17 protein-coding genes are annotated in these 24838 nt (G+C 61.0%); 8 read left to right on the top strand and 9 right to left on the bottom strand.

The annotated features are described in order from the left end of the window. Window positions 1-282: 282 nt before the first annotated feature. Both U1A53_RS00780 and U1A53_RS00785 read right to left on the bottom strand, forming a co-directional pair. A complete protein-coding gene (locus U1A53_RS00780; protein ID WP_322278281.1) occupies window positions 283-624 on the bottom strand; it encodes a helix-turn-helix transcriptional regulator in 342 nt (113 codons plus the stop codon). Window positions 625-717: 93 nt separating this feature from the next. Further along, window positions 718-6027, bottom strand: coding sequence for a bifunctional serine/threonine-protein kinase/formylglycine-generating enzyme family protein (locus U1A53_RS00785; RefSeq protein ID WP_322278283.1), 5310 nt, complete (start codon window positions 6025-6027; stop codon window positions 718-720). Between the two features lie 271 nt (window positions 6028-6298). Between U1A53_RS00785 and U1A53_RS00790 the strand changes: the two genes are divergently transcribed. Further along, the gene (locus U1A53_RS00790) at window positions 6299-6544 is read left to right on the top strand and encodes a hypothetical protein (RefSeq protein ID WP_322278285.1); all 246 of its coding nucleotides are present in this window, start codon (window positions 6299-6301) and stop codon (window positions 6542-6544) included. 61 nt (window positions 6545-6605) lie between these two features. Here the strand turns inward: U1A53_RS00790 and U1A53_RS00795 are convergent, their stop codons facing one another. Beyond that, on the bottom strand, window positions 6606-7067 hold the full coding sequence (locus U1A53_RS00795; protein WP_322278286.1) for a response regulator transcription factor: 462 nt from the start codon (window positions 7065-7067) through the stop codon (window positions 6606-6608). A gap of 333 nt (window positions 7068-7400) precedes the next feature. On the opposite strand from U1A53_RS00795, the gene U1A53_RS00800 reads away from it, so the two are divergent. Genes U1A53_RS00800 through U1A53_RS00810 form a run of 3 tightly spaced genes read left to right on the top strand, consistent with a single transcriptional unit; the run spans window position 7401 to window position 11826 of the window. Continuing rightward, window positions 7401-9371, top strand: a complete 1971-nt coding sequence (locus tag U1A53_RS00800) for a TonB-dependent receptor (RefSeq protein ID WP_322278287.1) — start codon at window positions 7401-7403, stop codon at window positions 9369-9371. After that, entirely contained in the window at window positions 9359-9919 is a 561-nt protein-coding gene (locus U1A53_RS00805; protein ID WP_322278289.1) for a YfiR family protein, read from the top strand. The genes U1A53_RS00800 and U1A53_RS00805 overlap by 13 nt, the downstream gene beginning before the upstream one ends. Window positions 9920-9921: 2 nt before the next feature. Continuing rightward, window positions 9922-11826: an ATP-binding protein gene (locus tag U1A53_RS00810; protein WP_322278291.1), complete on the top strand. Its 1905-nt coding sequence runs from the start codon at window positions 9922-9924 to the stop codon at window positions 11824-11826. 45 nt (window positions 11827-11871) lie between these two features. Here U1A53_RS00810 and U1A53_RS00815 read toward each other — a convergent pair whose 3' ends face one another. Then, the gene (locus tag U1A53_RS00815; RefSeq protein ID WP_322278293.1) at window positions 11872-12510 is read right to left on the bottom strand and encodes a sigma-70 family RNA polymerase sigma factor; all 639 of its coding nucleotides are present in this window, start codon (window positions 12508-12510) and stop codon (window positions 11872-11874) included. 632 nt (window positions 12511-13142) lie between these two features. On the opposite strand from U1A53_RS00815, the gene U1A53_RS00820 reads away from it, so the two are divergent. After that, window positions 13143-13268, top strand: coding sequence for a hypothetical protein (locus U1A53_RS00820; RefSeq protein ID WP_322278295.1), 126 nt, complete (start codon window positions 13143-13145; stop codon window positions 13266-13268). Between the two features lie 71 nt (window positions 13269-13339). On the opposite strand, the gene U1A53_RS00825 is transcribed toward U1A53_RS00820, so the two are convergent. The 5 genes from U1A53_RS00825 to U1A53_RS00845 all read right to left on the bottom strand — a co-directional run bounded on the left by U1A53_RS00825 (window position 13340) and on the right by U1A53_RS00845 (window position 23526). Beyond that, window positions 13340-13897, bottom strand: coding sequence for an HD domain-containing protein (locus U1A53_RS00825; protein ID WP_322278298.1), 558 nt, complete (start codon window positions 13895-13897; stop codon window positions 13340-13342). 118 nt (window positions 13898-14015) lie between these two features. Continuing rightward, entirely contained in the window at window positions 14016-14255 is a 240-nt protein-coding gene (locus U1A53_RS00830) for a hypothetical protein (protein WP_322278300.1), read from the bottom strand. A gap of 95 nt (window positions 14256-14350) precedes the next feature. Then, window positions 14351-14686: a hypothetical protein gene (locus U1A53_RS00835; protein ID WP_322278302.1), complete on the bottom strand. Its 336-nt coding sequence runs from the start codon at window positions 14684-14686 to the stop codon at window positions 14351-14353. Between the two features lie 138 nt (window positions 14687-14824). Next, window positions 14825-16507: a response regulator gene (locus U1A53_RS00840; protein ID WP_322278304.1), complete on the bottom strand. Its 1683-nt coding sequence runs from the start codon at window positions 16505-16507 to the stop codon at window positions 14825-14827. A gap of 11 nt (window positions 16508-16518) precedes the next feature. Beyond that, the gene (locus tag U1A53_RS00845; RefSeq protein WP_345786476.1) at window positions 16519-23526 is read right to left on the bottom strand and encodes a HAMP domain-containing protein; all 7008 of its coding nucleotides are present in this window, start codon (window positions 23524-23526) and stop codon (window positions 16519-16521) included. Between the two features lie 356 nt (window positions 23527-23882). Here U1A53_RS00845 and U1A53_RS00850 point away from each other — a divergent pair, with 356 nt between their 5' ends. Genes U1A53_RS00850 through U1A53_RS00860 form a run of 3 tightly spaced genes read left to right on the top strand, consistent with a single transcriptional unit; the run spans window position 23883 to window position 24798 of the window. Continuing rightward, entirely contained in the window at window positions 23883-24278 is a 396-nt protein-coding gene (locus U1A53_RS00850; protein ID WP_322278308.1) for a hypothetical protein, read from the top strand. After that, window positions 24275-24535, top strand: coding sequence for a DUF5985 family protein (locus U1A53_RS00855; RefSeq protein WP_322278310.1), 261 nt, complete (start codon window positions 24275-24277; stop codon window positions 24533-24535). The genes U1A53_RS00850 and U1A53_RS00855 overlap by 4 nt, the downstream gene beginning before the upstream one ends. 2 nt (window positions 24536-24537) lie before the next feature. Next, the gene (locus U1A53_RS00860; protein ID WP_322278312.1) at window positions 24538-24798 is read left to right on the top strand and encodes a DUF5985 family protein; all 261 of its coding nucleotides are present in this window, start codon (window positions 24538-24540) and stop codon (window positions 24796-24798) included. Window positions 24799-24838 lie beyond the last annotated feature (40 nt).

Here is a 24838-nt window from a genome sequence, read left to right on the forward strand (position 1 = left end):
CATGGATTGATTGAGCCAGCCGTAGGATTGATTGAGTCAGCCCTTGGGTTGATCGAGTCAGCCGTAGGATTGATCGAGTCAGCCCTTGGGTTGATCGAGTCAGCCGTAGGATTGATCGAGTCAGCCCTTGGGTTGATCGAGTCAGCCGTAGGATTGATTGAGCCAGTCCTTGGGCAGATTGAGTTTGCCGTCCGACCGGTGGCCGGGAGGATCAGGCAGATGAGCAAGAGGGCCGCGTTCATGGCGGCAAGGCTGCCACCACGCGCCTCAGCGATCCATCTGCTAGATCCAACAACTCCACTCCAGGTCTGGCATGAGAACTGCGGCCTTGCTGGCATGGCGCACGAGGAGCCGCATGAAGTGCTCCAGCTTCAGCCGGAACGCCTTGGCGATGCGGGCGATCACATCCAGCGTGGGGTTGCAGGAGGTGCCCTTCGCCAGTTCCCAGAGGTAACCCTTGTCCAGGTGCGTGATGCCCGCCAGATTTTCGAGCGACCAGCCCGTGAGCTTGAGCAGGAGGCGCAGCAGTTTGGCAAACCCCGCGCACTCCGGCTCCAGCCTGCCGCGATCCACACAGACACCCTGCGGCAGCGGCACATTCGGCTTCGCGTGTTTCGTCTTCATGAACCACCGGGGTTGGCGGACGAATGAAATCAGGGGACCGCCTGACGAACCACTAAAGAAACATTCAAACTGCGGGCGGAAGCTGCGCTCCTGCTACGGTGCGGTCATCTCGACGACGATGCGGAAGCCGACGTTTCCATCGCTCCGGTAACCGGGTAAGTTAGACACACGAGTTGACGAGGAAAGATTGCGGTCGGAGTCAACAAACGAGGCACCCCGGAGCACTCGGTCTTTTTGTTTTACGTTATACAAGTCCTCGCACAACTCCCACACGTTGCCGCCGAGATCGTAGAGGCCCAGCTTGTTGGGCTTGAAGCTCATGACCGGAGCCGTCGTGGCGTAGCCATCGGTGTAGTCCTCAATAAAAGGCTTCGAAGGGAACTTCTCATGGGACACGGTATCTGCATAGTTCCCAGCTTGCTCTTTGCTTTTCGGCGGGAAGTCGCCGCCCCACGGGAACACGTTTTGCAGTTTGTTGCTCAGGCTCTCCGGTGTGGTGTCTTTTGTCCATTTCTCGTCGCGACCAATGCCAACGGCGTAGCTCCACTCTTTATCCGCAGGCAGTCGGTAGATTCTTCCTTCCTTCTGGCTGAGCCAAAGGCAAAACTTCTGCGCGTCCTCCCAGTTCACATGGACAACGGGATGACTGTCCTCATGTCCACAGGGGACACCACCACGCAGGAAGTTCTTCCATGTGTCATCGGCGCCCGGCACCTCGGCGGCATACGCGGCGTAGTCCTGCCGCCGGGTCTCGTGGATGCAGAAGAACACCTGGGTGCCGGACACTTTGACGAACTTCATCCCGAGGCTGTTGCTGAAGTCGCTCTTGGCGGCGGTGGCGGGTGCGGGTGGTGGCACGACGGGCGGTGGTGTCGTCGCGCCGGGCTTGGTGGTGGGGCTTAGGCTGCGAGTGTCCAGCACAACGCGGAAGCCGTAGTGGCTGTATCGGTTGTCGGGCGTGTAGGGAGGGCGGATAGAGGAGAGCAGATTGCTGCGGTCGAAGTTGTTGAACGAGCCACCCCGCAAGACTCGGTCTTTTTGCGCTGCGTTATACCAGTCCTCCATCCACTCCCATACATTGCCGCCCATGTCATAGATGCCGAGTTTATTCGGCTTGAAGCTCATCACGGGTGCGGTGGTGGGGAATCCGTCGCTGTAACCTTCCATCCATGGCGAAGTGGGGGATTTTTCATGCCATGCGCTGTCAGCGTAGTTTCCTGCTTGATCTTTCGTCTTCGGCGGGAAGTCGCCGCCCCAGGGGAATTCCGCTGTCTCTTTGCCGCTGAGCAGTTCCGGCGTGGTGTTCTTCGACCATTTCTCAGCACGTCCGAGACCGACGGCGATGCTCCATTCTTCATCCTTGGGCAGACGGTAGATATTACCTTCCTTCTTGCTCAGCCATTCGCAAAATTTGTTCGCATCTTCCCAACTCACACCGACCACCGGATGGTCGTCTTTGTCTCCGCAGGGAATTCCATCGCGCTTCTGGTTCTTCCACGAGCCGTCCACTCCAGGGACTTCCGTCGCATACGCGGCGTAGTCCTGCCGCCGCGTCTCATGGATGCAGAAGAGCACGTCGGTGTCCTTCACCGGGACGAATTTCATGCCGAGGCTGTTGGTGAAGCCGTCTTTGAGGGCGGTGGCATCGAGAGTGGTCCGCACAGTCCCCTGTGCGGGTTCGGGAGCTTTGGCGACGCTCGTTCCGCTCAGAGGACTGAGCGGACCACTTTGTAGCCCCTCGCGATACTCCTTCACCGTCTTCGCATCGGCGATGCGGTCCTTCTTGGTGAGATCGGATTCGAGCAGCTTGAGCCGCGTGGTCAGCGGGTCGGTGAGGGCTTTGAGGTTGGCGGCGCGGGTGGCTTCGATCTTGGCATACGCCTCGCGGTAAATCTGGCGCAAGGTCTTGAGCGCGGCGGGTGTGGTGGTGGAGGTGGCATCATCCTCGGCGCTGGGTAGCGGACAAGGAGCGGGGCCATCCTGGCCCCGGTTTCCAGGCTGGGGGCTGGAAGCCCCCACTCCTTGGATGAGTTTCTTCTCCGCCTCAATCGCCAGCACGCTGTCGAGATGCCCCGCGGCCTTCTCCTCGGCCATCTTGCGGTCGAGTCCGCCGAGGTAGCCGCTGTTCAGCTTCGCCACCTCCGCCACGAACGGCAGCGTCACACGCTCGACGGTGAGCTGCTTGAATTGCGCGTCGAGCGCGGCGAGTTCCGGGATGGTGGCGGCGGCCTGTGCCACCTGCTGCTGCGCCATCGCCTGCTTCTCCGCCGCCAACGCAGCCGCCCGCGTGTCATTGCCCTTCTCATCCACGCCGAGGATGCGCAATGCCTCGGCTTCGGAGAGGCCGTCGAGGTTGATGACTTCGATGTCGCGAATGGTGCCTTTAAAATTGGCCAATAAGACCGGCCCGCTCTTGATCCGAGCATCGATTGCAAAGCCAATGATGTTGCCGCTCCGGCGTGTGACAAGCATCTCGCCGACGGCTCCAAACTCCCACTGCTGTTCAGTCTTTGGTGGAGCAGCGAACGAAACCAGTCTGGGAAGGTCCGCAGGTTGGCCATTGGTGACACGCTGGCCGATTTCAATGGACACCGCTTTAAATAAATAAAAGTCGTTGCCTGCAGGATCGTCGCGCATGCGAAGACCGAACGAGTCCGACGCAATCGTTGCCCGCACCGCGCAGTTCTTGATGTTTCCCGCTGCTAGAGCGAGACCGAGATAGGTGCTGGTGGAATCCACTTCGAGTTTGCCATCATTGAGGCGCACACCACTGCCCGCTTTTTGAAACTGCGCCGGCAAGTCCTCGAACTTGGCGAACACTTTCACCCACTGGCCGGGAGGGAACTTCTCGGAAGACGCGGACCCGCCCGCATCGCTACGCGAAGCGTTGCGGGCGGGGACGGGGAGACTGGGGGAAGAGGAGACAACGGCAGCAGGCTTGCGCAGGTCATTGCCCTTCTCATCGACGCCGAGGATCTTGAGCGCCTCGGCTTCGGAGATGCCGTCGAGGTTGATGACTTCGATGTCGCGGACGGGTTCGGCGAAATTCAGGTCGCTGGTGCCTTGTTTCCATTGAGCATTCGTCGCCACCTTGACAAAGGCTGGTCCCAATCGGCCAATCAGACGCTCACCGACCGCAGCAAATTCGAGAGCGTATTCCTGGCCGGGCGATGGAGCGGCGGGCGGCATGGCAGTGAAGATATTCGCATACTGTCCGCTGGCGGGACGCTGGCAACTCAGCACGCCGCCAGTGAACGTGATCTGATAGTGGCTGCCGCTTTGTCGGCGCAATACGATGGTATCCCCGGCAGATGCTGTCACTCCCTTGCGGATTGAATGGAGCCGTACGCCAAAGTTTCCTCGGCTCCCGCCGGGGATCTCAATGGTTGGGCGGATGCCATTGCCAAAGCGAATCCACCCATCCTCAAACTTGACCCCGCTGTCCGGCTTGCGCAGATTCGTCGGCAAGTCCTCGAACTTGGTGAAGATCTTCACCCACTGGCCGGGAGGGAACTGTTGCGTTGAAGACGCGGACCCGCCCGCATCGCTACGCGAAGCGTTGCGGGCAGGGACTTGGGGACTGGGAGAGGAGGTGACGGCAGACTTCGGCAGGTCTGCTTTCGGCGGCGTTGCAGCAGTGGCGTTCGCGCCGCTGGGCTTATCAAGGTCGAGCACCTCAAGCGCCTTGACCAGCGCCGGGGCGGCATTCTGATCGGTGACACTTAGACTGAATGGCCCCTCTGGGTAAGTCAAATCGGTGGCAGTTGCGAGAACCTCACCGTTGAGCTTCACGGTGAGAGTCGAGCCCACGACGCGCAGTTCGAGCTCGTAATCCTGCCCCGGTTGCAGAGCCTGAAGCAGGGGAATCTCACGCACGGTTGTGGATTTCTTGGCGGCACTGTCCCATCGTTGTAGAGCGAGTCGCTTCTCGTCTTTCGTGTAGAGGTGATAGAGGTCAGCGGCATGGAGCCGGGCGCGCAATTGCACATGTGCGCCGCCGAAGGTTGCCAGCATGCGCACCGCGCCGTCGCGTCGCGGACCTAGGTCTCGGAAGCGAACTTCGCTGGCACCGGTGAAACGCAGGCCTTCAGGCGTGATTGCTGCGCCGCCAAGCAGACTGAGCTTGGTGGGATCGCGCAGCGCGTTCTGCCAAGGCTCGGTGGAGTGTGAGAGGCGAGGTTGTGTTTTGGACGGTGCCGTCTTGGACGGGGAATTGTCCGAAACAGAACTGGAGGAGGGGCCTGACGGTTTCTTCCCGCCAGAGAAAATGACGAAGGCACCGATGCCAATGGCCGCAGCAACGCCGATGCCGATGAGGAGTGGGGTTTTGGATTTCGCAGGTGGTTGGGAAGTACCGTGGGCACTCCTGCCTGCGGGGGCTGCATCCCGACGGACAGGAGTGTCCGTCGTACTTTTAGGCTGCGGTGGTTTACCAACGGGCTTCTGCGCGGCGCTGCGTTGCGCGGGCACCTGCGCGACCTTCGCCGCAGGAATGGCGGCGGTGGCGGGCATGTCCTCCTGCACCAAGGGCACGGTGAGGATGACATCGAGGTCGCGCCGCAACTCCGCGCTGCTTTGATAGCGCTCTTCGCGATCGCTCTGCATCGCCTTCATGATGATGGGGTCGTAACGGCGGTCGAGACCGGGCATGCGCACCGAGGCGGGCTTGAACGCACCACGCGGCACCTCGCCAGTGAGCATTTGATAGAGCATGACGCCCACGGCATACAAGTCGGCACGACCATCAATGTGCGTGCCGAGCATGAGCACCTCGGGAGCCACGAAGTCCGGCGTGCCCATGGCGTAACCGGTCTTGGTGAGGCCGTGGGTGCCGGGTTCCTCGACCTTGGCGAGGCCGAAGTCAGCCACCTTGACCTGACCCTTCATGTTGAGGAGCACGTTGGCGGGCTTGATGTCGCGATGCACGATGCCTAGCTCATGCGCGGCTGCGAGCGCATCACACACATGCGCGGTGATGGCCAGCGCGTGGTCCGGCGGCAATTTGCCCTGCGCGCGGATCATCTGCGCGACATCGCTGCCATCGACATACTCCATGGCGAAGTAAAGCTGGCCGCCGAGCGTGGTACCGAAGTCATACACGGCCACCACGGCGGGATGATTGAGCTTGGCCATGAGCTTCGCCTCGCTCTTGAAGCGTTCGGCGAAGCTGGGGTCTTCCTTTTCGACACCCGGAGGCAGAATCTTGATGGCGACGGTGCGGTCGAGGTTCGTCTGCACGCCACGATACACCGCGCCCATACCGCCACGGCCCAGCAGTTTTTCAATCGTGTAGCCCGGCATCAAGGCCTGGAGTTCTTCTGCCGTCGGCGGCTCCCAGCGAAAGTTTCCGCCCGTGGTGCGCTGTGGCGGGGAATCCGGGGAGGAAGGCGTGGCGTCAGACATGTGGGCGGAGTTTTACCAAGCCGGGGGAGAAGTGACAAGCAGGAATCGTTCAAGGCATATACGGAACAAGGTCTGAGCCCAAAAAGGAGGCGCGAAGTTTGTTCAACTTCGCACCTGACGATCCCTTTCCGTTCTGTCCTGTCCTGTCTGAAACAGAAGACGAACCACACTTCGACACCGCCCCTCGTTCTCATCCGAGCCTGCGGTTTTCGTGGGGGCACCGGGTAACACCCCATTGAGCCGGCAGCCCAACCCCCACAGCTTTGCACCCATGAAGACGATTCGCTTCCTGAAGGATTTTGCCACGGCGATGGAGCTCGTCGGCGAGGCAGGCGTGGAACCCGCCGCCCCGGCAACGTTCGTTTCCAGGCGCGTCGAAGGGATGTTCAGCCGGTGGGAAACCGCCAGGGTGAAAACCCTGCAAACCAGAAAAGGCGTGCTGCTGGTCACCAGCACACGCGTCATGCTCAAGGGGGCCGAGGAAGGCAGGGATTTTGAGTTCGTGTCCGTTGGCTGAGTCACCGCTGCATTCAATCCATGGCGCGCACACGCCGTGTCGCAGGTTACAAGCCACACCTTCAGTGCCCCTGGCCTTTTTTTGGTCCTCTGATGGCGCTCTTGGCGACGCTGGGACAGAAGAAGGCATTCCCACGGTGGACTTCACGAATCGCCTTGGGCAGCAAATGGACGTTGGTTTGCTTGATCAGATAACCCGACGCACCCAGCGCTCTGACCTGCTCGATATAAGAGTCAGCGCTGTGGGAGGAGAGAACGAGCACCTTGGTGGCGGGCAGGGCCTGCAGAATCTGCTGGGTGGCTTCCAGCCCGTTGAGCAGCGGCAGGGAGATGTCCATGACCACCACATCGGGACAGAGCTTGCTGGCCAGCGTTACCGCCTGACGTCCATTCCCCGCCTGGCCGACGACGCGCAAGTCGCCTTCCAAGGTGAGCAATGTCAGCAGACCTTCGCGCATGAGGACATTGTCCTCCGCAAGAAGCACGGTGATGGGGCGCTCGGGTGGGTGCTGGACATTTTGCATCTCATCTCACCTTTCTTTCCCGGTCTGCGGCTTGTCCATGGGGGTGAAACCCTACCATGGCCGGTCGCACGCGAAGCCGGAGAAGAATTCAATCACGCGCTGGGCCGGCACGGCTGGACGGAGCGGGGCAGAAAGAAGGCGTGAAGTGGATGAGAACCGCAGGCCACCTTCACTCTGCACCTCAACCACCAGCTTCTCTGAAACCTCGACTCAAAAAGTTTCGTTCATGCCCCCGCCGAACTGGGAGAGATGGTGGAAAACTCAGGGAAAGGATGAATTTGTGACCGATAAAAACATTGATCTCAAATTTGCGCCCATGTAAAACCGACTGCCATGGTCCGCTTAATTATCCCTCCTCCGCGGGTGCGCCAGAGCGCCCGCACGGCGCTGCAAGGCTGGCTGGCGCTGCGGCTGCTGCTGGCTTTCCTCTGCGGGTCCGCCCCGGCGCAGGAGGGGCATGAGCCCCTCGATCCGGTGAAGCTGAAACGGCTGCCGTTGGATCAGTTGCTGGAGACGGAGATCACCTCGGTGTCACGCCGGGTGGAGCCGCTGAAACGCGCCCCCAGCGCGATCGATGTGGTGACGGATGAGGACATCCGGCGCACGGGAGCGAACAATCTGCAGGATGCGCTGCGGCTGGCCACGGGGCTGCATGTGGCGCAGGTGGACGGCCATGACTGGGCCATTTCAGCGCGTGGTTTCAACACGACCACCTCCAACAAAATGCAGGTGCTGATGGACGGGCGCAATCTCTACACGCCGCTGTATTCCGGCGTGTTCTGGGATGTGCAGCACACCTTCATGCCCGATGTGGAGCAGATCGAGGTGATCCGCGGTCCTGGGGCCACGCTGTGGGGCGCCAACGCGGTGAACGGCGTGATCAACATCCGCAGCAAAAGCGCGCGAGACACCCAGGGCTGGCTGCTGCAAGGCGGCGCGGGCAATGTGGAGCAGGGTTTCGGCGGCGTGCGTTACGGCGGCAAGATCGGTGACACTTTCTACCGCGTGTATGCCACCACCCTGAACCGCGCCGACATGAGCCGCGAGCGGGGCGGCAACGCACGGGATGCCTACAGCCTCACGCAAGCCGGGTTTCGCACGGACACGGACCTTTCCGCCGGTGACCTGCTGACTTTCCAAGGCGACATGTACACCGGGCGTTTCGGCCAGCTCGTGGCGAATGATGTGGAAGCGAGTGGCGGCAACCTGCTGGCGCGGTGGACGCGGACACTCAGCGCGGACTCCAGCCTCATGCTGCAAGGTTACTATGACCGCACGCACCGGCTGGTGCCGGGAACGTTCGAGGAAGTGCGCAACAATTATGATCTCGAGTTCCAGCACAGCTTCACGGTGAATGATGCCCATGACATCGTGTGGGGGCTGAACTTCCGCGCCTCGCAGGACGAGATCAGCAATCTAGGGCCGGGACTCGCCTTCCTGCCTGCGGCGGAGACGCTCTACCTGATCAGCGGTTACATCCAGGATGACTTCCATGTCATCCCCAACCTGCTGACCGTCACGCTGGGCACCAAACTGGAACACAACAGCTTCAGCGGCTTCGAGTACCAGCCCAGCCTGCGCTTTGCGCTGACGCCGACGCCGAACCAGACCTTCTGGGGTGCGGTGTCGCGCTCCGTGCGCACGCCATCCCGCATCGATCAGGATCTGTTCGCGCCCAATCCGGCCTTTGCCGCGCCGACGACCTTGCAAGGCACCCGCGCCTATCAGTCGGAAGTCCTGCTCGCCTACGAGCTGGGTTACCGCGCGCGGCCCTTGAGCAACGTCACCACGGACCTGGCGCTCTTCTATCATGACTTCTCGCATGTGCGCAGCATCGAGCCCATCGGCGCGGGGCCGACCCTCACGTTTGGCAATCTGCTCGAAGGCGAGGTCTATGGGGCTGAATTTGAAGCGAAGTGGCAGGCCACCCGCTGGTGGCGAGTCGAGGGGGGATATACCGTGATGCGCACCCATCTGCGCACCGATGCCGGCAGCCGCGACACCCGCGGTGGCACGGTTGAGGGCAACGATCCGAACAACATCTTCGTCCTGCGGTCCTTGTGGGATCTGCCGGGCGACTTTGAGCTGGATGCCACGTTCCGTTATGTGGGAGCGCTGCCGCGACCGCAAACGCCGGCTTATTCCACGCTGGACCTGCGGCTGGGCTGGGAGCCTAAGCCGGGCCTCGAACTGGCCATCGTGGGCCGCAACCTGCTGGATGCCAAGCACCCTGAATACCGCACCACCACCGTGAGCCGCGAAGTCGGCCGCAGTGTTTATTTCATGTTCACATGCCGCTTCTGACCGCCAGACTCCAACTCGGCGGCAAAGCAGCGGCGCTCATGCTCCTGCTGCTGGGCTGGTGTGCCCAGTTGCGGGCGGAAACACCGGCGGAGCGTGAGTATGCTCTGAAGGCCGCCTGCCTGTTCAACTTCTGCCAGTTCATCACCTGGCCGGCGGACGCGTTCGACTCGCCCTCGGCCCCCATCGTCATCGGGGTGCTGGGAACTGATCCGTTTGGAGCCGTGCTGGATGCGATGGTGCGTGGGGAGAGCATTCGGGGCCGGCAGATTCGCATCATCCGTTACCGTCGCGTGGATGAGGCATTGAACAGCCATCTGCTCTTCATCAGCGCGTCCGAGTCAGCCCGGCTGAACTTCATTCTGCGAGCCGTGCAGGGGCGCAGGATTGTGACCATCGGGGAGAATGATGATTTTCTCGATGAGGGCGGCATGATCGCGCTGGCAGCCGTAGAGAACCGGGTGCGCCTGCGCATCAAGCTCTCCGCAATCCGCGGCGGGGGCGTCAGCGTGAGTTCCAAGCTTCTGCGCGTGGCGGACATCGTTCCATAATCATGTCTCCTCTGCGCGATACACCAATCAAACGCAAGCTGATGCTGGTCATCATGCTGACCACCGGCTTCGCGTTGCTGCTGATGGCCTCGGCCGTGGTCACTTATGAGGTGGTCACGTTCCGCTCTTCCATGATGGCCACGACCACCGGGCTGGCCAAGGTGGTGGGCTCCATGAGCACGAGCTCCGTGGCGTTCAACAACCAGGAGGATGCGCAGGAGGTGCTCGCCGCGCTGGCCGTAGAACCGCAGATCACGCTGGTGGCCATCTATGACAAAAATGGCCGGCTCTTCGCCAGCTTTACTCCCGGCGGCTCGGTCAAAGACCTGCCAATCACGCCCGAGCCTGACGGGCGTGATTTCCGCGAATCTCATCTGGTCATGTTCACGCCCATCATCGAGAAAGACGTGCGGCTGGGCACGCTCTACATCCGCGCCGATTTGCGAGAGATGTATCAGCGCCTCTTCGCCTACGGCGCGCTGGTTTCCCTCGTGGGCGTTGGTGCCATCGGCGTGTCGATGGGCGTTTCAATCGTCCTGCAACGGCGCATTACCGGCCCCATCGTCGATCTCGCCGCCACGGCCCGTGCGGTTTCGGAACGGCAGGACTACTCGGTGCGTGCCGTGGCGCAGGGACGCGATGAAATCGGCGATCTGACAGACGCCTTCAACCAGATGCTCATCCGGGTGGGAGATGCGAACGCCGCGCTCCAGCAGGCCAAGGATGTGGCCGAAGCCGCGAACCGTGCCAAGGATGAGTTTCTGGCCATCCTCAGCCACGAACTGCGCACGCCGCTGACGCCGGTGCTGGCCACGGTGGCGATGCTGCGGGAGGCGGCCGACACCTCGCCGGCGCTGCTCCAGGAGCTGGACACCATTCAGCGGAACGTGCAGTTGGAGGCGCGGCTCATTGATGACCTGCTGGATCTGACGCGCATCAGTCGTGGCAAGCTGGAGCTGCATCAGGCCGTCGTGGACGTGCGCGCTTTGCTGGCACATGCGGTGCGGAATTATCTCATCGATCAGGCCACCGAAAAGAACCTCAAGGTCGAGGTGAAGGTGGCTGAGACTGCGGCGACGCACATCGTGGGAGATGCGCCACGCATCACGCAGGTGCTGTGGAATCTGCTGCAGAATGCCTGCAAATTCACCCCAGCAGGCGGGACCATCACCATCCGCGCCTTCAATGACAGCGCGTCATCCGGGCCGCCGCCCGCATTGATCGTCGAGATCACCGATACGGGCATTGGGATCGATCCAGCCGTCTTGCCGCGCATTTTCACCGCCTTCGACCAAGGCGAGCGTTCACGCACGCGTCTGTTCGGGGGCTTGGGGCTGGGTCTCGCCATCAGCCTCGCCATCACGGAGAAACACGGCGGCACACTCACCGCCAGCAGTCCTGGGACCGGTCAAGGAGCCACCTTCACCCTGCGTCTTCCCACCGTGCCTGCGTCCACGGCTGAAGCCACGGCCCCGGCGGCTCCGGCCGTGCCAGTCCAGCCCGCTGAGGCGCACGCCGGCCGCATCTTGCTGGTGGAAGATCACGCCGACAGCGCCCGCCAGCTCACCCGCCTGCTGATGCGCGAAGGTCATGAGGTCACGGGTGCCGCCGCCGTTGCCGAAGCCATGCAACTGGCAGACAAACATACCTTTGACCTGCTGGTCAGTGACCTGGGCCTGCCCGATGGCAGCGGCATTGATCTCATGCGTCATCTGGCCGCACACCATCCCATGCCCGGCATCGCCCTCAGTGGTTATGGCATGGAAGAAGATGTCAAAGCCAGCCTGGCAGCGGGCTTCCAGTTACATCTGACCAAACCGGTGGACTGGCCGGATCTCAAGGCCGCGATCCAACGGCTGCTCGACGAAAAACAACATCGCTCGGCAGGCCGGTTTGGCCCTGCCTGATTCATCACCGATCTCGTCGGCACGAAGGGCCCGGCCGTTCTTCGGTTACGCTGCCTGATAGCTGTGGATGGCGCTGAAGCTGCCGAAGGATCGGCGGAGTTTCTTCAAGCCCAGCTCCATGCGTGTCTTCACCGTGCCGAGCGGCAGGTGGGTGGCCTGTGCGACCTCGCGCTGGCTCATGCCTTGGAGGAAGGCCAGCGCGATGACGTGCTGCTGCGGTTCGGGCAGCCGCTTGAGATGAGCGCTGAGGACATTGCCCAAATCCGTCTGCTCGCAATCGGCGGTGGCATCATGGGAGCTGGGCATGGCGTTGGTCGCGTCCTCGTAGCGGGTGCAGGCTCTGCCATAAGCCTGCGAGCGGCGGATGTGATCAATGGCACGGCGGCGGGCGAGCGTCAGCAGCCAGGCCAGCGGAGCGCCCTTGGCCGCTGAATAGTGATGCGAGCGCCGCCACAACTCCAGCAGGCACTCCTGCACGATGTCCTGGGCGAAAAAATCGTCATTGATGATGCGCCTGATGGTGCCCTTCAGCAGGGCTTGGTAACGGTGGAACAGTGTTTCCAGCGCGGCAGTGTCACCCGCTTGGATGGCAGTCATGAGATCGGCATCTGAAGGCAGTGCTGACTCACCGTGGGCAAGATCGTAATGCAAGGACGAGGTATTGGCGGTGAATGAGGTTTTCATGCTCCCGAGGTTAAGAACAGAGCGATGCATCACAACCTGAGCACGCCCCGCATGGCGGGTCAGGATAACCCTGAGACTCTGATGCAGCTATCGGGCCGTGACCCGATGTGATCCTTGGAAAGAAGGAGGCGCGAAGTTTATGCAACTTCGCGCCTGACGGTCCGGTGGTCTCTCTTCGGTATAAACGGAAGATTGCTTCTGGGACCACCAATGAATCGCGGCACACCGTGAAATCGGATGTATTGCGGCGAAATTATTTTAACGGTCAGGTGCGAACTGCATGCACGCAGCATTCAAGGCACGGGGATGAAGCAGCCGGGGGAACGAGGGTGGATCTGGCGCCTACGGCGTGAGGAGCGGTTTGGATGTTCAAGAAGCGGCAGCACGTCGCTTTTCCGGCGGGTCCGCTGGCGCTGGCGGCTTCGATTTAATGGTTGGAAAGGGGATGCCGGCGAACCGTCCCGGCATCCGAGCGAAAGATTATGTCAATCAAACATTGGCTAATCCGCGTCCAGTGGGAATCGCCACAGAGGACACTGCCAGAGCCGACCTGGGTCCGGTCACAGGGGCCGGAGGCACCGGACGATGACAGCCTGCTCCATGCACTGGCACACTTTCACGTATCGAGCAGCTTGCCATACGTGGCCCGTTTTTACGTGAGGCTGCTGCCGAACGGAGATCACCCGCCGCCGCCTGAGAACGCGTATGCCAGCGGCCAGCACCAGATGTGGGTGCTCAAGGAACCGCCGGGCGGCTGAATCCGCTGAAGATCCTGGGTGCTGCCGCAACGCTCCCTTGCATTGGCGCTGCGGCCCAAGCCTGTCAGGCTCTAAGCCGCCATCCGGGCGTTTTCGAGCAGCGCCAGCAGATGCCGCTGCGCCCGCAGCACGGGCTGCTCATTGCCAAAGGCCAGATCCAGCACCGGCATGGTTTTATGAATGCGCTCATCCAGATCATCTCCGTCGTCATCCAGCGTGGCCGCGGCATCTGCCAGCTTGATCAGCCGTGTCTGCCAGTCGCAGGCATGCAGACGCTTGAGATGAATGCCTTCGTCCAGGTCAGGATCACGGCTCAAGCGCTCCACCCGGGAGGCGATGAGGCGGCCGAACTGATTTTCGAGTTCGTCGAACGAGACATCGGTTTTCTCCAGCACATTATGCAGCAGTGCGGCGGCAAGTACCGGTGGCTCCTGACAGTGATAGACCGCCGTGAGCGTGACCGCCACCCGGGTGGCCTGGGCAAACGATGGCGGGACTTCATCGGGTGGCACCTCACCGGCATGGGCCTGTGCCGCAAACGCGGCGGCTTTTTGCCAGAGCGGCTGGGCGATGGCGGCAGCAATGTCCGCCTGCTGCTCGTGCAACTGGTCAGAGATAAAGGAAGCCATGACATTCATGCCCGCTTAATCGTACCTGCCCGTGAATCTGGATGTGGGCTTTTGTCTCTCGCTGGTGTGATGGCAAGTGGCCGCAGCACCGCCCGGAGACACCTGCGGTGACCACGGATCAATCCCGCCTTCTCAAAACCACCCTCGAGATGCCGTAACAGAGTGCGGCGGGCTTGATGAGGGGCAGGGCAACGCGGAGAACGCTGCCCAGCACGCGTGTCACCGGGAGAGTCCGCAGCACATATCCTGCCGCAAGGGCATAGAGCAGCGCCTTGTCAGGATTGTCATGCGCATAAGCGACTGTCTGGTCGATCGCCCGCTGCGCCGTCGTGCGCGCCTGGGTGATAACCCCGTCCATGACCTGTGGCGTGGATGCTACCGTGACCCGGCTGGGAGCGGACCTCACCAGGGTTCTGGAATTAGATCTGGCTTTCGTGTGGCGCATAAATGCGATCAGTCGAGGTTTAACTTGCGGCCCAGGCCGGCGAGGAACCGATGAATGCTTGCGGCAGTGTCGTCACGTTGTTCGTGCGCCACGGACCAGGCAACGAGTGCTCCGACCAGCATCCCTGCGCCAAACACCCCCAGCACCGAGGTGCCCGGATGTTCGCGCACGTAACGCTCGCTGGACTGCAGCACTTCGCTGGCTTTTCCTTTGGTGTTTTCCCAGGCATGGGCGGCCTCGCCTGCAACTGCACTGGCTTTCTCTTTGGTGCTTTCCCAGACACGGGCGGCTTCTCCAGTACGCGACTCGGCTTGTTCCAGCGTGGCAATGATTGGGTCGTTCATGATCGATGATGAGTTGAAGGTTTCGATGATGAATCGCATGCAACGCAGCCCGCGGCTGTATGCATCCCGGCGGCGCATACCACGCAGGTCATTCCCGACGCACGCGCACGCATGATAGGCGCAGCCACGAACTAAACTTTATCCGATTTGACGGGGCGCGAGCCGTGCGATCGCGTGCTGCAAGGCAGAGAACTCGATCGGCTTGGTCAGGTGTTCGGAAAAACCGGCTTGCTGGCTGCGCTCGACATCGTCGTCCATGCCAAAGCCGCTCATCGCAATGGCAGGCGGTGGCTGGCCGTGAAGATCGCTGAGCTGTTGCAGCAGTTCGGTGCCACGCCCGTCAGGCAGGCCGATGTCGGAAATGAGCACGTCGTATTCATATTCACGCGAGATGTCGAGGCACTCGGCGATGCTGCCTGCGGTGCGCACGATGTAGCCACGCCGCATCAGCAGCCGCGTCAGTGTGGCCAGGGTGTCGTGGTGATCTTCCACGACCAGCAAACGCAGTCCCGGGGGCGCTGCAACTTCATGATTCTTCTCCCCGTTCGGCTGTCCAGCAGGGGTGGCGGCTGGCAGGCGGATGATGAACGTCGCGCCGCGATTGGGGCCGTCGCTATGGACGGCAATGATGCCGCTGTGCATCTCCACCAGCGCCTTGCAGATGGCGAGGCCGAGACCGAGGCCTGCCTGCGAATGACGCGCGCCCTGCTCAAAAGCATCGAAGATGCGGTCCAGTTTTTCGGACGCGATGCCGATGCCCTGGTCCGCGATCTCGATGCTGATACGGCTGCCGGGTTCGGTGACAAAGGTGCGCACTTCAATGATGCTGTCTTCGTGGCCAAACTTCGCGGCGTTGGTCAGCAGATTCCAGAACACCTGCTGCAATCGGGCGAAATCGCCGCGCACATGCGGATCCGGTGCCTCCAGCTTTTCCACCACCTGAATCCGCCGTGCCGCGAGATCTGCCTGGCAGATTTTTATCGCTTGCCGCAATACCTCGTGAACATCGACCGGCTGAAGTTCCAGGCGCAGCTTGCCGTTGCGGATGCGCGCCAGATCAAGGAGGTCGTCAATCAGCCGCGCTTCGAGCCGCACATTGCGCTGAATGGTGGCGATGTGTTCGCGAATGGCGGGCGGACATTCCATTTCCTCGATCAAGGCGACGGCGTGAACGATGGGCGACAGCGGCGTGCGCAATTCATGCGAGAGCATCGCCAGGAAGCGGTCCTTCGCGGCGTTCGCCTCCTCGGCCTCGGCTTGCGCTGATTCCGCGCGGATGCGGCGTTCGCGCTCCTCGGCCTCGCGCTCCAGCGCCTCATTGCGTGCGGCCAGCTCCATGTTCGCGAGGCGCAGGGCTTCCTCCGCGGCCTGCGCTGTGATGTTCATGTCGGCCAACGCACACGTTTTTCGGAACAGATCGACGAAGACATTCACCTTGGAGCGCAGCACCGCCGGATTGATCGGCTTGGTCAGGTAATCGACCGCACCGACGTCATAGCCGAGCACCGCGTGCTCATCCTCGCGGTAGTGTGCCGTGAGAAAGATGATCGGGATGTGCTGGGTGCGCTTGCGATGCTTGATCATCTTCGCCAGTTCGATCCCGCTCATGTCGGGCATCTGCACATCGAGCACGATGGCCGCGAAATCGCCGTCCATCAGCGCCATCAGCGCCTCGCCTCCGGTCTGCGCTTTGATCAGTTTATAGCTGGCGCCATTGAGCACGCTCTCGATCGCCAGGAGGTTCTTGGTGTCATCGTCAACGACCAGCACCGTGGGTTTTTCCCGCGGCGGTACTTTCTGAGTGGAGGAATGAGCGGTCATGGCGACGGCGTTCAGCGATGCAGCCAGACCCGCAGCAGCGAGAGCAACTGATCGGTATTGACAGGCTTGGCGATGTAATCGCTCGCCCCTGCTTCCAGGCATTTTTCGCGGTCGCCTTTCATCGCCTTCGCTGTCAGTGCGAGGATGGGCAGGTTGCGAAACTCCGGCTGCTTACGGATCTCACGCATCGTTTCGTAGCCGTCCATCTCCGGCATCATGATGTCCATCAGCACCATGGCGAGATCATCGTTGGACTGGATCAGCTCGATGGCCTGGCGGCCGTTGGTGGCGCTGAGGATTTCCATCTCCTGATTTTCCAGCACCGTCGAGAGGGCGAAAATGTTGCGGGCGTCATCGTCCACGATCAGCACTTTGCGTCCGCACAGCACTTCGTTGGTGCTGTGCAGGCGTTCCAGCATCTGCTGCTTGCCTTCCGGCAGGTCGGCAAGCACGCGATGCAAGAACAGCGCCGTTTCGTCGAGCAGGCGCTCGGGCGATTGCACGTCCTTGAGCACGATGCTCTTCGCCATGGTGCGTAGCCGCGCCTCTTCCTCGGCGGACAGATCCTTCCCGGTAAAGACGACGACAGGGACATCGCGCAGGCTGGGTTCCTCATGAATGCGGTCCAGCAGGTCAAAGCCGGTCATGTCCGGCAGGCGCAGGTCGAGCACACAGCAGTCAAAGTGCCGGTCGAGCAGCGATTCGTAGGCTTCCTCACCGGTCGCCACGGTCGTGATCTCAATGTCGTCGTGGCCGAGCAGTTCGACGATGCTCGCGCGTTCCCGGTCATTATCTTCGACGACCAGCAGCCGCTTGGTGCGCGGCGCGACGAAGGTCTTGATTTTGTCGAAGGCGTTCTCCAGATCTTCCGTCGTCGCCGGTTTCACGAGATAGGAGAATGCGCCGCGTGACAGGCCATGGCTGCGCTCTTCTTCCAGCGTGATGATTTGCACCGGGATGTGGCGTGTCTCCGGCGCGAGCTTGAGATTGTTAAGCACCGTCCAGCCGAGCATGTCGGGCAGGAAAATATCGAGCGTGATCGCCGTGGGGTGATACTGACGCGCAAGTGAAAGCGCCTCGTGTCCGCGCGTGGCCACCAGGCCTTTGAAGCCCTTGTCGCGCGCCAGGCCAAGGAGCACGCGTGCATAGTGTGGATCGTCCTCGACGATGAGCGCTGCCAAATCGCCCGGCTCCACGCTCGCGCGATCATCCTCGATCCGTTCATCCCGTGCGACCGCCACCGGAAGTGCGATGGAGGGCCGGTTGCCGCCTCTGTTCTCAGTGACTGGAGTCGTCGTTGCTGCCGGACCGAAATAGACGAGCGGCAGGTAGAGCGTGAATGTGCTGCCTTCGTTCGGTGTGCTGGCGAGCCGGATTTCACCGCCGAGCAGCGACGCCAGCTCGCGCGAGATGGCGAGACCGAGGCCGGTGCCGCCATATTTGCGCGAGGTGCCGGCATCCGCCTGCTGGAAGGCCTCGAAGATGAGCCGCTGCTTTTCCGGCGCAATGCCGATGCCGGTGTCGGTGATCGACATCGCGATGACGGCTCCCGCCCGGTTCAGGCTGGGATGGTCGGGGCTCCAGCCTGCCTCGACCAGTTTCACATTCATCCGCACGTTCCCGGCTGCGGTGAACTTGAACGCATTCGACAGCAGGTTCTTGATGATCTGCTGCAAGCGCTTGGAGTCGCTGGTGAATGCGCCCGGCAGATTCGGATCGAACTCCAGGATGAAGGGCAGATTTTTGCTTTCCGCGATGTGGCGGAAGCTGCGGTCCACGGAGTCCTTTAGCGAGTTGAACGTGATCTCCTCGGCATCCACCGTGACGGTACCGGACTCGATCTTCGAAAGGTCGAGAATGTCGTTGATGAGGTTGAGCAGGTCGGAGCCGGCGGAGTGAATGTTGCGCGCGAACTCGACCTGTTTCGGGTTCAAATTCCCCGCCATGTTTTCGCCGAGCTGCTGGCCGAGAATCAGAATCGAATTGAGCGGCGTGCGCAGTTCGTGCGACATGTTGGCGAGGAATTCGGACTTGTATTTCGACGTCAGGGCCAGTTCTGCCGCTTTTTCCTCCAGCGCGCGCCGCGCTTGCTCGATTTCCTTGTTCTTGCGTTCCACCTCGGCGTTTTGATCGGCGAGTTCCTGCGCTTTTTGCTCCAGTTCTTCGTTGGTCTGTTGCAGTTCCTTCTGACCGGACTGCAATTCCGCCGTGAGCTGCTGGCTTTGCTGGAGCAGGCCTTCTGTGCGCATCGTGGCCTCGATGGTGTTGAGCACGACCCCGATGGATTGCGTGAGCTGTTCGAGGAAGTTGAGATGCCCGTCGGTGAACGGATGCAGCGCCGCCAGTTCGATGACCGCCTTCGTCTGGCCTTCATAGAGCACGGGAAGCACAACGACATTCGCGGGTTGCGTGCCGCCGAGCGAGGAGTGGATGGGCGTGTAATCGCGCGGCACCGAGGTCAGGAGCACGCGCTGCTTTTCCCGCGCGCATTGTCCGACGAGGCCATCTCCCAGAATGATCTGCTCCGGTAAATTGGTTTCATTCGCGTAGCTGGCGAGACGCTGCAGCACGGGGGCCTCATCATCGCTCGCGGTCATCTGATACACCGTGCCCTGCTGCGAATCGACCAGCGGCGCGAGTTCGGAGAGCAGCATCTGGCCGACGGTGTAGAGATCGCGCTGCCCCTGGAGCATGCGGGTGAATTTGGCGAGGTTGGTCTTGAGCCAGTCCTGTTCCTTGTTGCGCTCCGTGGTCACGCGCAGGTTGTCGATCATCGTGTTGATGTTGTCCTTCAACTCCGCGACCTCACCACGCGTCTCCACCTGAATGGAACGCGTCAGGTCGCCTTTGGTCACCGCCGTGGCGACCTCGGCAATGGCACGCACCTGTGTCGTCAAGTTGGCGGCCAGCAGGTTCACGTTGCCAGTAAGGTCTTTCCATGTGCCTGCGGCTCCAGGCACGTTCGCCTGACCGCCGAGACGGCCTTCCACGCCGACTTCGCGTGCAACGTTCGTCACCTGATCGGCGAAGGTCGCCAGGGTGTCGGTCATGTTGTTGATCGTCTCCGCCAGCGCCGCCACTTCGCCCTTTGCCTGCACGGAGAGGCGTTGGCGGAGGTTGCCGTTCGCCACGGCAGTCACCACCTTCACGATTCCACGCACTTGGTCGGTGAGATTGGCCGCCATCACGTTCACGGAGTCGGTCAAGTCTTTCCACGTTCCCGCCACCCCCGGCACCACCGCTTGACCGCCGAGTTTGCCTTCCGTGCCGACTTCGCGCGCGACACGCGTCACTTCCGAGGAGAAGGCGTTGAGCTGATCGACCATCGTGTTGATCGTGTTCTTCAACTCCAGGATTTCGCCCTTCACGTCCACCGTGATCTTGCGGGAAAGGTCACCGCGTGCCACGGCGGTCGTCACTTCCGCGATGTTGCGCACTTGGTCAGTCAAATTCGTGCCCATCGCGTTCACCGAATCGGTCAAATCCTTCCATGTTCCAGCCACACCGGGCACCACGGCCTGCACGCCGAGACGGCCTTCGGTACCGACTTCGCGCGCCACACGCGTCACTTCCGAGGCGAATGAACGCAACTGCTCGACCATCGTGTTGATCGTTTCTTTGAGCTGTAAAATTTCCCCGCGCACGTCCACCGTGATTTTGCGCGAAAGGTCGCCGTTGGCGACAGCAATTGTCACTTCCGCGATGTTGCGCACCTGTCCGGTGAGATTCGAGGCCATCGAGTTCACGTTGTCGGTCAAATCCTTCCACGTTCCCGCCACGCCGGACACCTGCGCCTGACCACCAAGTTTGCCTTCGGTCCCCACTTCGCGCGCTACGCGGCTCACTTCCGAAGCGAAGCCGTTCAACTGGTCCACCATCGTGTTGACGGTGTTTTTCAGCTCCAGAATTTCACCTTTCACGTCCACCGTAATCTTGCGTGACAAGTCGCCCTTCGCGATGGCGGTGGCCACGTCGGCGATGTTGCGCACCTGTCCGGTGAGATTCGAGGCCATCGAGTTCACGTTGTCCGTCAGCCCTTTCCAAGTGCCCGCCACGCCCGGCACCTGCGCCTGGCCACCGAGCTTGCCTTCCGTGCCGACTTCGCGTGCCACGCGCGTCACTTCCGACGCAAACGAGCGCAACTGTTCGACCATCGTGTTGATCGTTTCCTTCAATTCGAGAATTTCTCCGCGCACGTCCACCGTGATCTGCTTCGACAAGTCGCCGTTGGCGAAGGCGGTGGTCACTTCCGCGATGTTGCGCACCTGACCGGTGAGATTGGAGGCCATTGAGTTCACGTTGTCGGTCAAATCTTTCCAGGTGCCTGCGACACCGGACACCTGCGCCTGACCACCAAGCTTGCCTTCGGTGCCCACTTCGCGCGCCACACGGCTCACTTCGGAGGCGAATGAATTGAGCTGGTCCACGAGCGTGTTGATGGTGTTTTTCAACTCCGAAATTTCGCCTTGCACGTCCACCGTGATTTTACGCGACAAGTCGCCCTTCGCGATGGCGGTGGTCACTTCCGCGATATTGCGCACCTGCGCGGTGAGGCTGTTCGCCATCGAGTTCACGTTGTCGGTCAAGTCCTTCCACGTGCCGCCCACGTCCAGCACCTGCGCCTGGCCACCAAGCTTGCCTTCGGTGCCCACTTCGCGCGCCACGCGCGTCACTTCGGATGCAAACGCATTGAGCTGATCCACCATCGTGTTGATCGTGTTTTTCAGTTCCAAAATTTCGCCCTTCACCTCCACCGTGATCTTGCGGGAAAGGTCGCCCTTGGCGATGGCGGTCGCCACGTCGGCGATGTTGCGCACCTGACCGGTGAGGTTCGAGGCCATCGAGTTGACATTGTCGGTCAAATCTTTCCATGTTCCCGCGACACCACGCACCTGCGCCTGGCCGCCAAGCTTGCCTTCCGTGCCCACTTCGCGCGCCACGCGGCTCACTTCGGAGGCGAAACCGTTGAGCTGGTCCACCATCGTGTTGAGCGTGTTTTTCAGCTCCAAAATTTCACCCTTCACGTCCACCGTGATCTTTTTGGAAAGGTCGCCGTTTGCCACGGCCGTGGCCACTTCGGCGATGTTGCGCACCTGACCGGTGAGGTTCGACGCCATCGAATTCACGTTGTTGGTCAAATCCTTCCATGTTCCTGCTACACCACCCACCTCCGCCTGGCCGCCGAGCTTGCCTTCCGTGCCGACTTCGCGCACCACGCGGCTCACTTCGGAAGCGAAAGCGTTCAAGCGGTCCACCATCGTGTTGAGCGTGTTTTTCAACTCCAGAATTTCACCCTTCACGTCCACCGTGATCTTGCGTGACAAGTCACCGCTCGCAATGGCTGTCGCCACGTCGGCGATGTTGCGCACCTGGTCAGTCAGGTTGTTCGCCATGAAGTTCACGTTGTCGGTCAAATCCTTCCACGTGCCAGCCACGCCCTGCACTTCGGCCTGACCGCCGAGCTTGCCTTCGGTACCGACTTCGCGTGCCACACGGCTCACTTCGGAGGCGAACGCATTGAGCTGGTCCACCATCGTGTTCATGGTGTTCTTCAACTCCAGGATTTCTCCCTTCACTTCGACGGTGATCTTCGACGAAAGGTCGCCTTTGGCGATGGCCGTGGCCACGTCGGCGATGTTACGCACCTGGCCGGTGAGGTTCGAGGCCATCGAGTTGACGTTGTCGGTCAAGTCCTTCCATGTGCCGCCCACCCCGGGAACGGTGGCCTGTCCGCCGAGTTTCCCTTCGGTGCCGACCTCGCGCGCCACGCGCGTCACTTCCGAGGCGAAGCTGTTGAGCTGGTCCACCATCGTGTTGATCGTGTTCTTCAGCTCCAAAATTTCGCCCTTCACATCCACGGTGATCTTGCGTGACAAGTCGCCGCGTGCCACTGCAGTAGTGACGTCGGCGATGTTGCGCACCTGACCGGTCAGGTTCGATGCCATCGAGTTCACCGAGTCGGTAAGGTCTTTCCAGGTTCCGGCAACGCCGGAAACTTCCGCCTGACCGCCAAGTTTGCCTTCCGTGCCCACTTCGCGCGCCACGCGCGTCACTTCGGAAGAGAATGCGTTAAGCTGATCGACCATCGTGTTGATCGTCTCCTTCAGCTCCAAAATTTCGCCCTTCACGTCCACCGTGATCTTGCGGGAAAGGTCACCGCGCGCGACCGCCGTCGTCACCGCTGCGATGTTGCGGACCTGGGCGGTGAGATTGGAGGCCATCGCGTTCACCGAGTCGGTGAGATCCTTCCACGTGCCTGCCACACCCGGTACCACCGCCTGACCGCCGAGGCGCCCTTCGGTGCCGACTTCGCGCGCCACACGAGTCACTTCGGATGCGAATGAGCGAAGCTGATCGACCATCGTATTGATGGCCTCCTTGAGCTGCAAGATCTCACCGCGCACGTCCACGGTGATCTTTTTCGACAAGTCACCGGCCGCGACCGCGATGGTCACGTCCACGATGTTGCGCACCTGCGCGGTCAGATTTCCCGCCATCTGGTTCACGGACTCCGTGAGGTCTTTCCACACCCCGGACACACCTTTCACCTGCGCTTGGCCGCCGAGTTTTCCTTCTGTACCCACTTCGCGCGCCACGCGCGTCACTTCTGACGTGAACACCGAAAGCTGGTTGATCATTCGGTTCACCAGCTTGGCCGAATGCAGAAATTCGCCCTCCAGTGGACGGCCATCGACCTCGATCGCCATCGACTGTCCGAGATCGCCCTTGGCCACGGCACCAATCGTTCGCGTGACCTCCGTCGTCGGGCGTACAAGGTCGTCCATCAGCGTATTGAGCGCCTGCACTTCATCCGCCCAGCCACCCACCATGCCGGTGATGACGATGCGCTGCCGCAGGCGTCCTTCTTTGCCTACCACCCTGGACACCCTGGCGGCCTCCCCCGCACGACGCTGGCTCATGCCAAGCACATCGTTAAATGCATCGGCGATCTTGCCATGCACGCCCGTCCATCCCTCCGGTAACCGCGTGGTGAAATCCCCCTTGCGAAAAGCCAGCATGGCGGCCAGAAGCTCCAGCTCCCATGCCTCGCCGCTTCCATTGTTTTTGTCAGAGTGTCGCTTCCGTGGCGCAGTGGTGACGGTGGAACCGGCAGGGGAGGGAGATTGAATTGTTCTCATGGCAAAAAAGACAATTTATGGCCTATCGCACCTCAGCAACTATCAGGACGTATCCTGATTGTCACATCAGAAACATTTTTTTCAAACCTCTCGGGGTCGGCGGACGATTTTTACCAATGTCTTGATTTCGATACATCCGCAGAGCCCTTCGGCTTCGAACCTCGTAAAGTGCCAGCGGTCCAAAGAACTGTACGGCAAGGCCGTGTCGTTTTGGAATTTGTCATTCATCCACCCCCGTGTCCGAACAGGAACTCCCGCCTTCAATTCGCAACTTTATCTCCCGTTATGTCCGCTCCGTCGAACAACTGGAGATTCTACTTCTGTTCAGTCAGGAGCCAGATGCCGCATGGTCGGTCCAGAAAGTCTATGATGCGATCCTGAGCACGCCCCAATCGGTGGAACGATGGCTCGACGAACTGGTCCGGAACGGTCTGCTTGAAAAGCTTTCTGACCCGGCCGCCAGCTACCGTTGCTGCACTGAAGACAGCCTGATCTCTCAGATGGCCGCGCTTGGTGAGTTCTACCGCTCCAAGCCGGTACGAGTCATTGAGGTCATTTACAGGCGCGATGTCAATGCCGCGCAGAGCTTCGCCGACGCATTCAAAATCAAAACCACCGACCAAACCTCATGATGGGTCCAATCATTTACCTCCTTTGCGCACTCACCTGCCTCGGGTCCGCAGTGCTCTTATGGCGCGGCTATCGTCGCACCCGCCAGCGCCTGCTGTACTGGAGCGCGCTGTGTTTTGCGATCATGGCGGTCTCCAACGGACTCCTCATCCTGGATCTTGTCCTTCTTCCTGACGTTTATCTGCTGCCATGGCGCAGCGGTGTCACTCAGTTTGCCCTGCTCGTTCTGTTGTACGGTCTAATCTTCGAATCCGACTAGCCATGATGCTGAACCAATTCTTCGCCGGTGCTGCCACCATCAGCCTGCTCGTCATTGCATTGTTCTTTCTCCGGTTTTGGAAAAGAACGCAGGACCGGTTGTTTCTCTTTTTTGCCGGCGCCTTTGTCTTTCTGATGCTTGAACGGATCGTTCGAGCCATCATGACCGTGGAAACCGAGTGGGCGCCCTACGTTTACACAATCCGGCTCGCCGCATTCGTCCTGATCATCGTCGCCGTGGTGGACAAGAACCGGCGCACCTGACGGCTCGACAGGGCGGATGCAATCGCGCACCCATATCATT

Source organism: Prosthecobacter sp., from assembly GCF_034366625.1.
Lineage (GTDB): Bacteria > Verrucomicrobiota > Verrucomicrobiia > Verrucomicrobiales > Verrucomicrobiaceae > Prosthecobacter.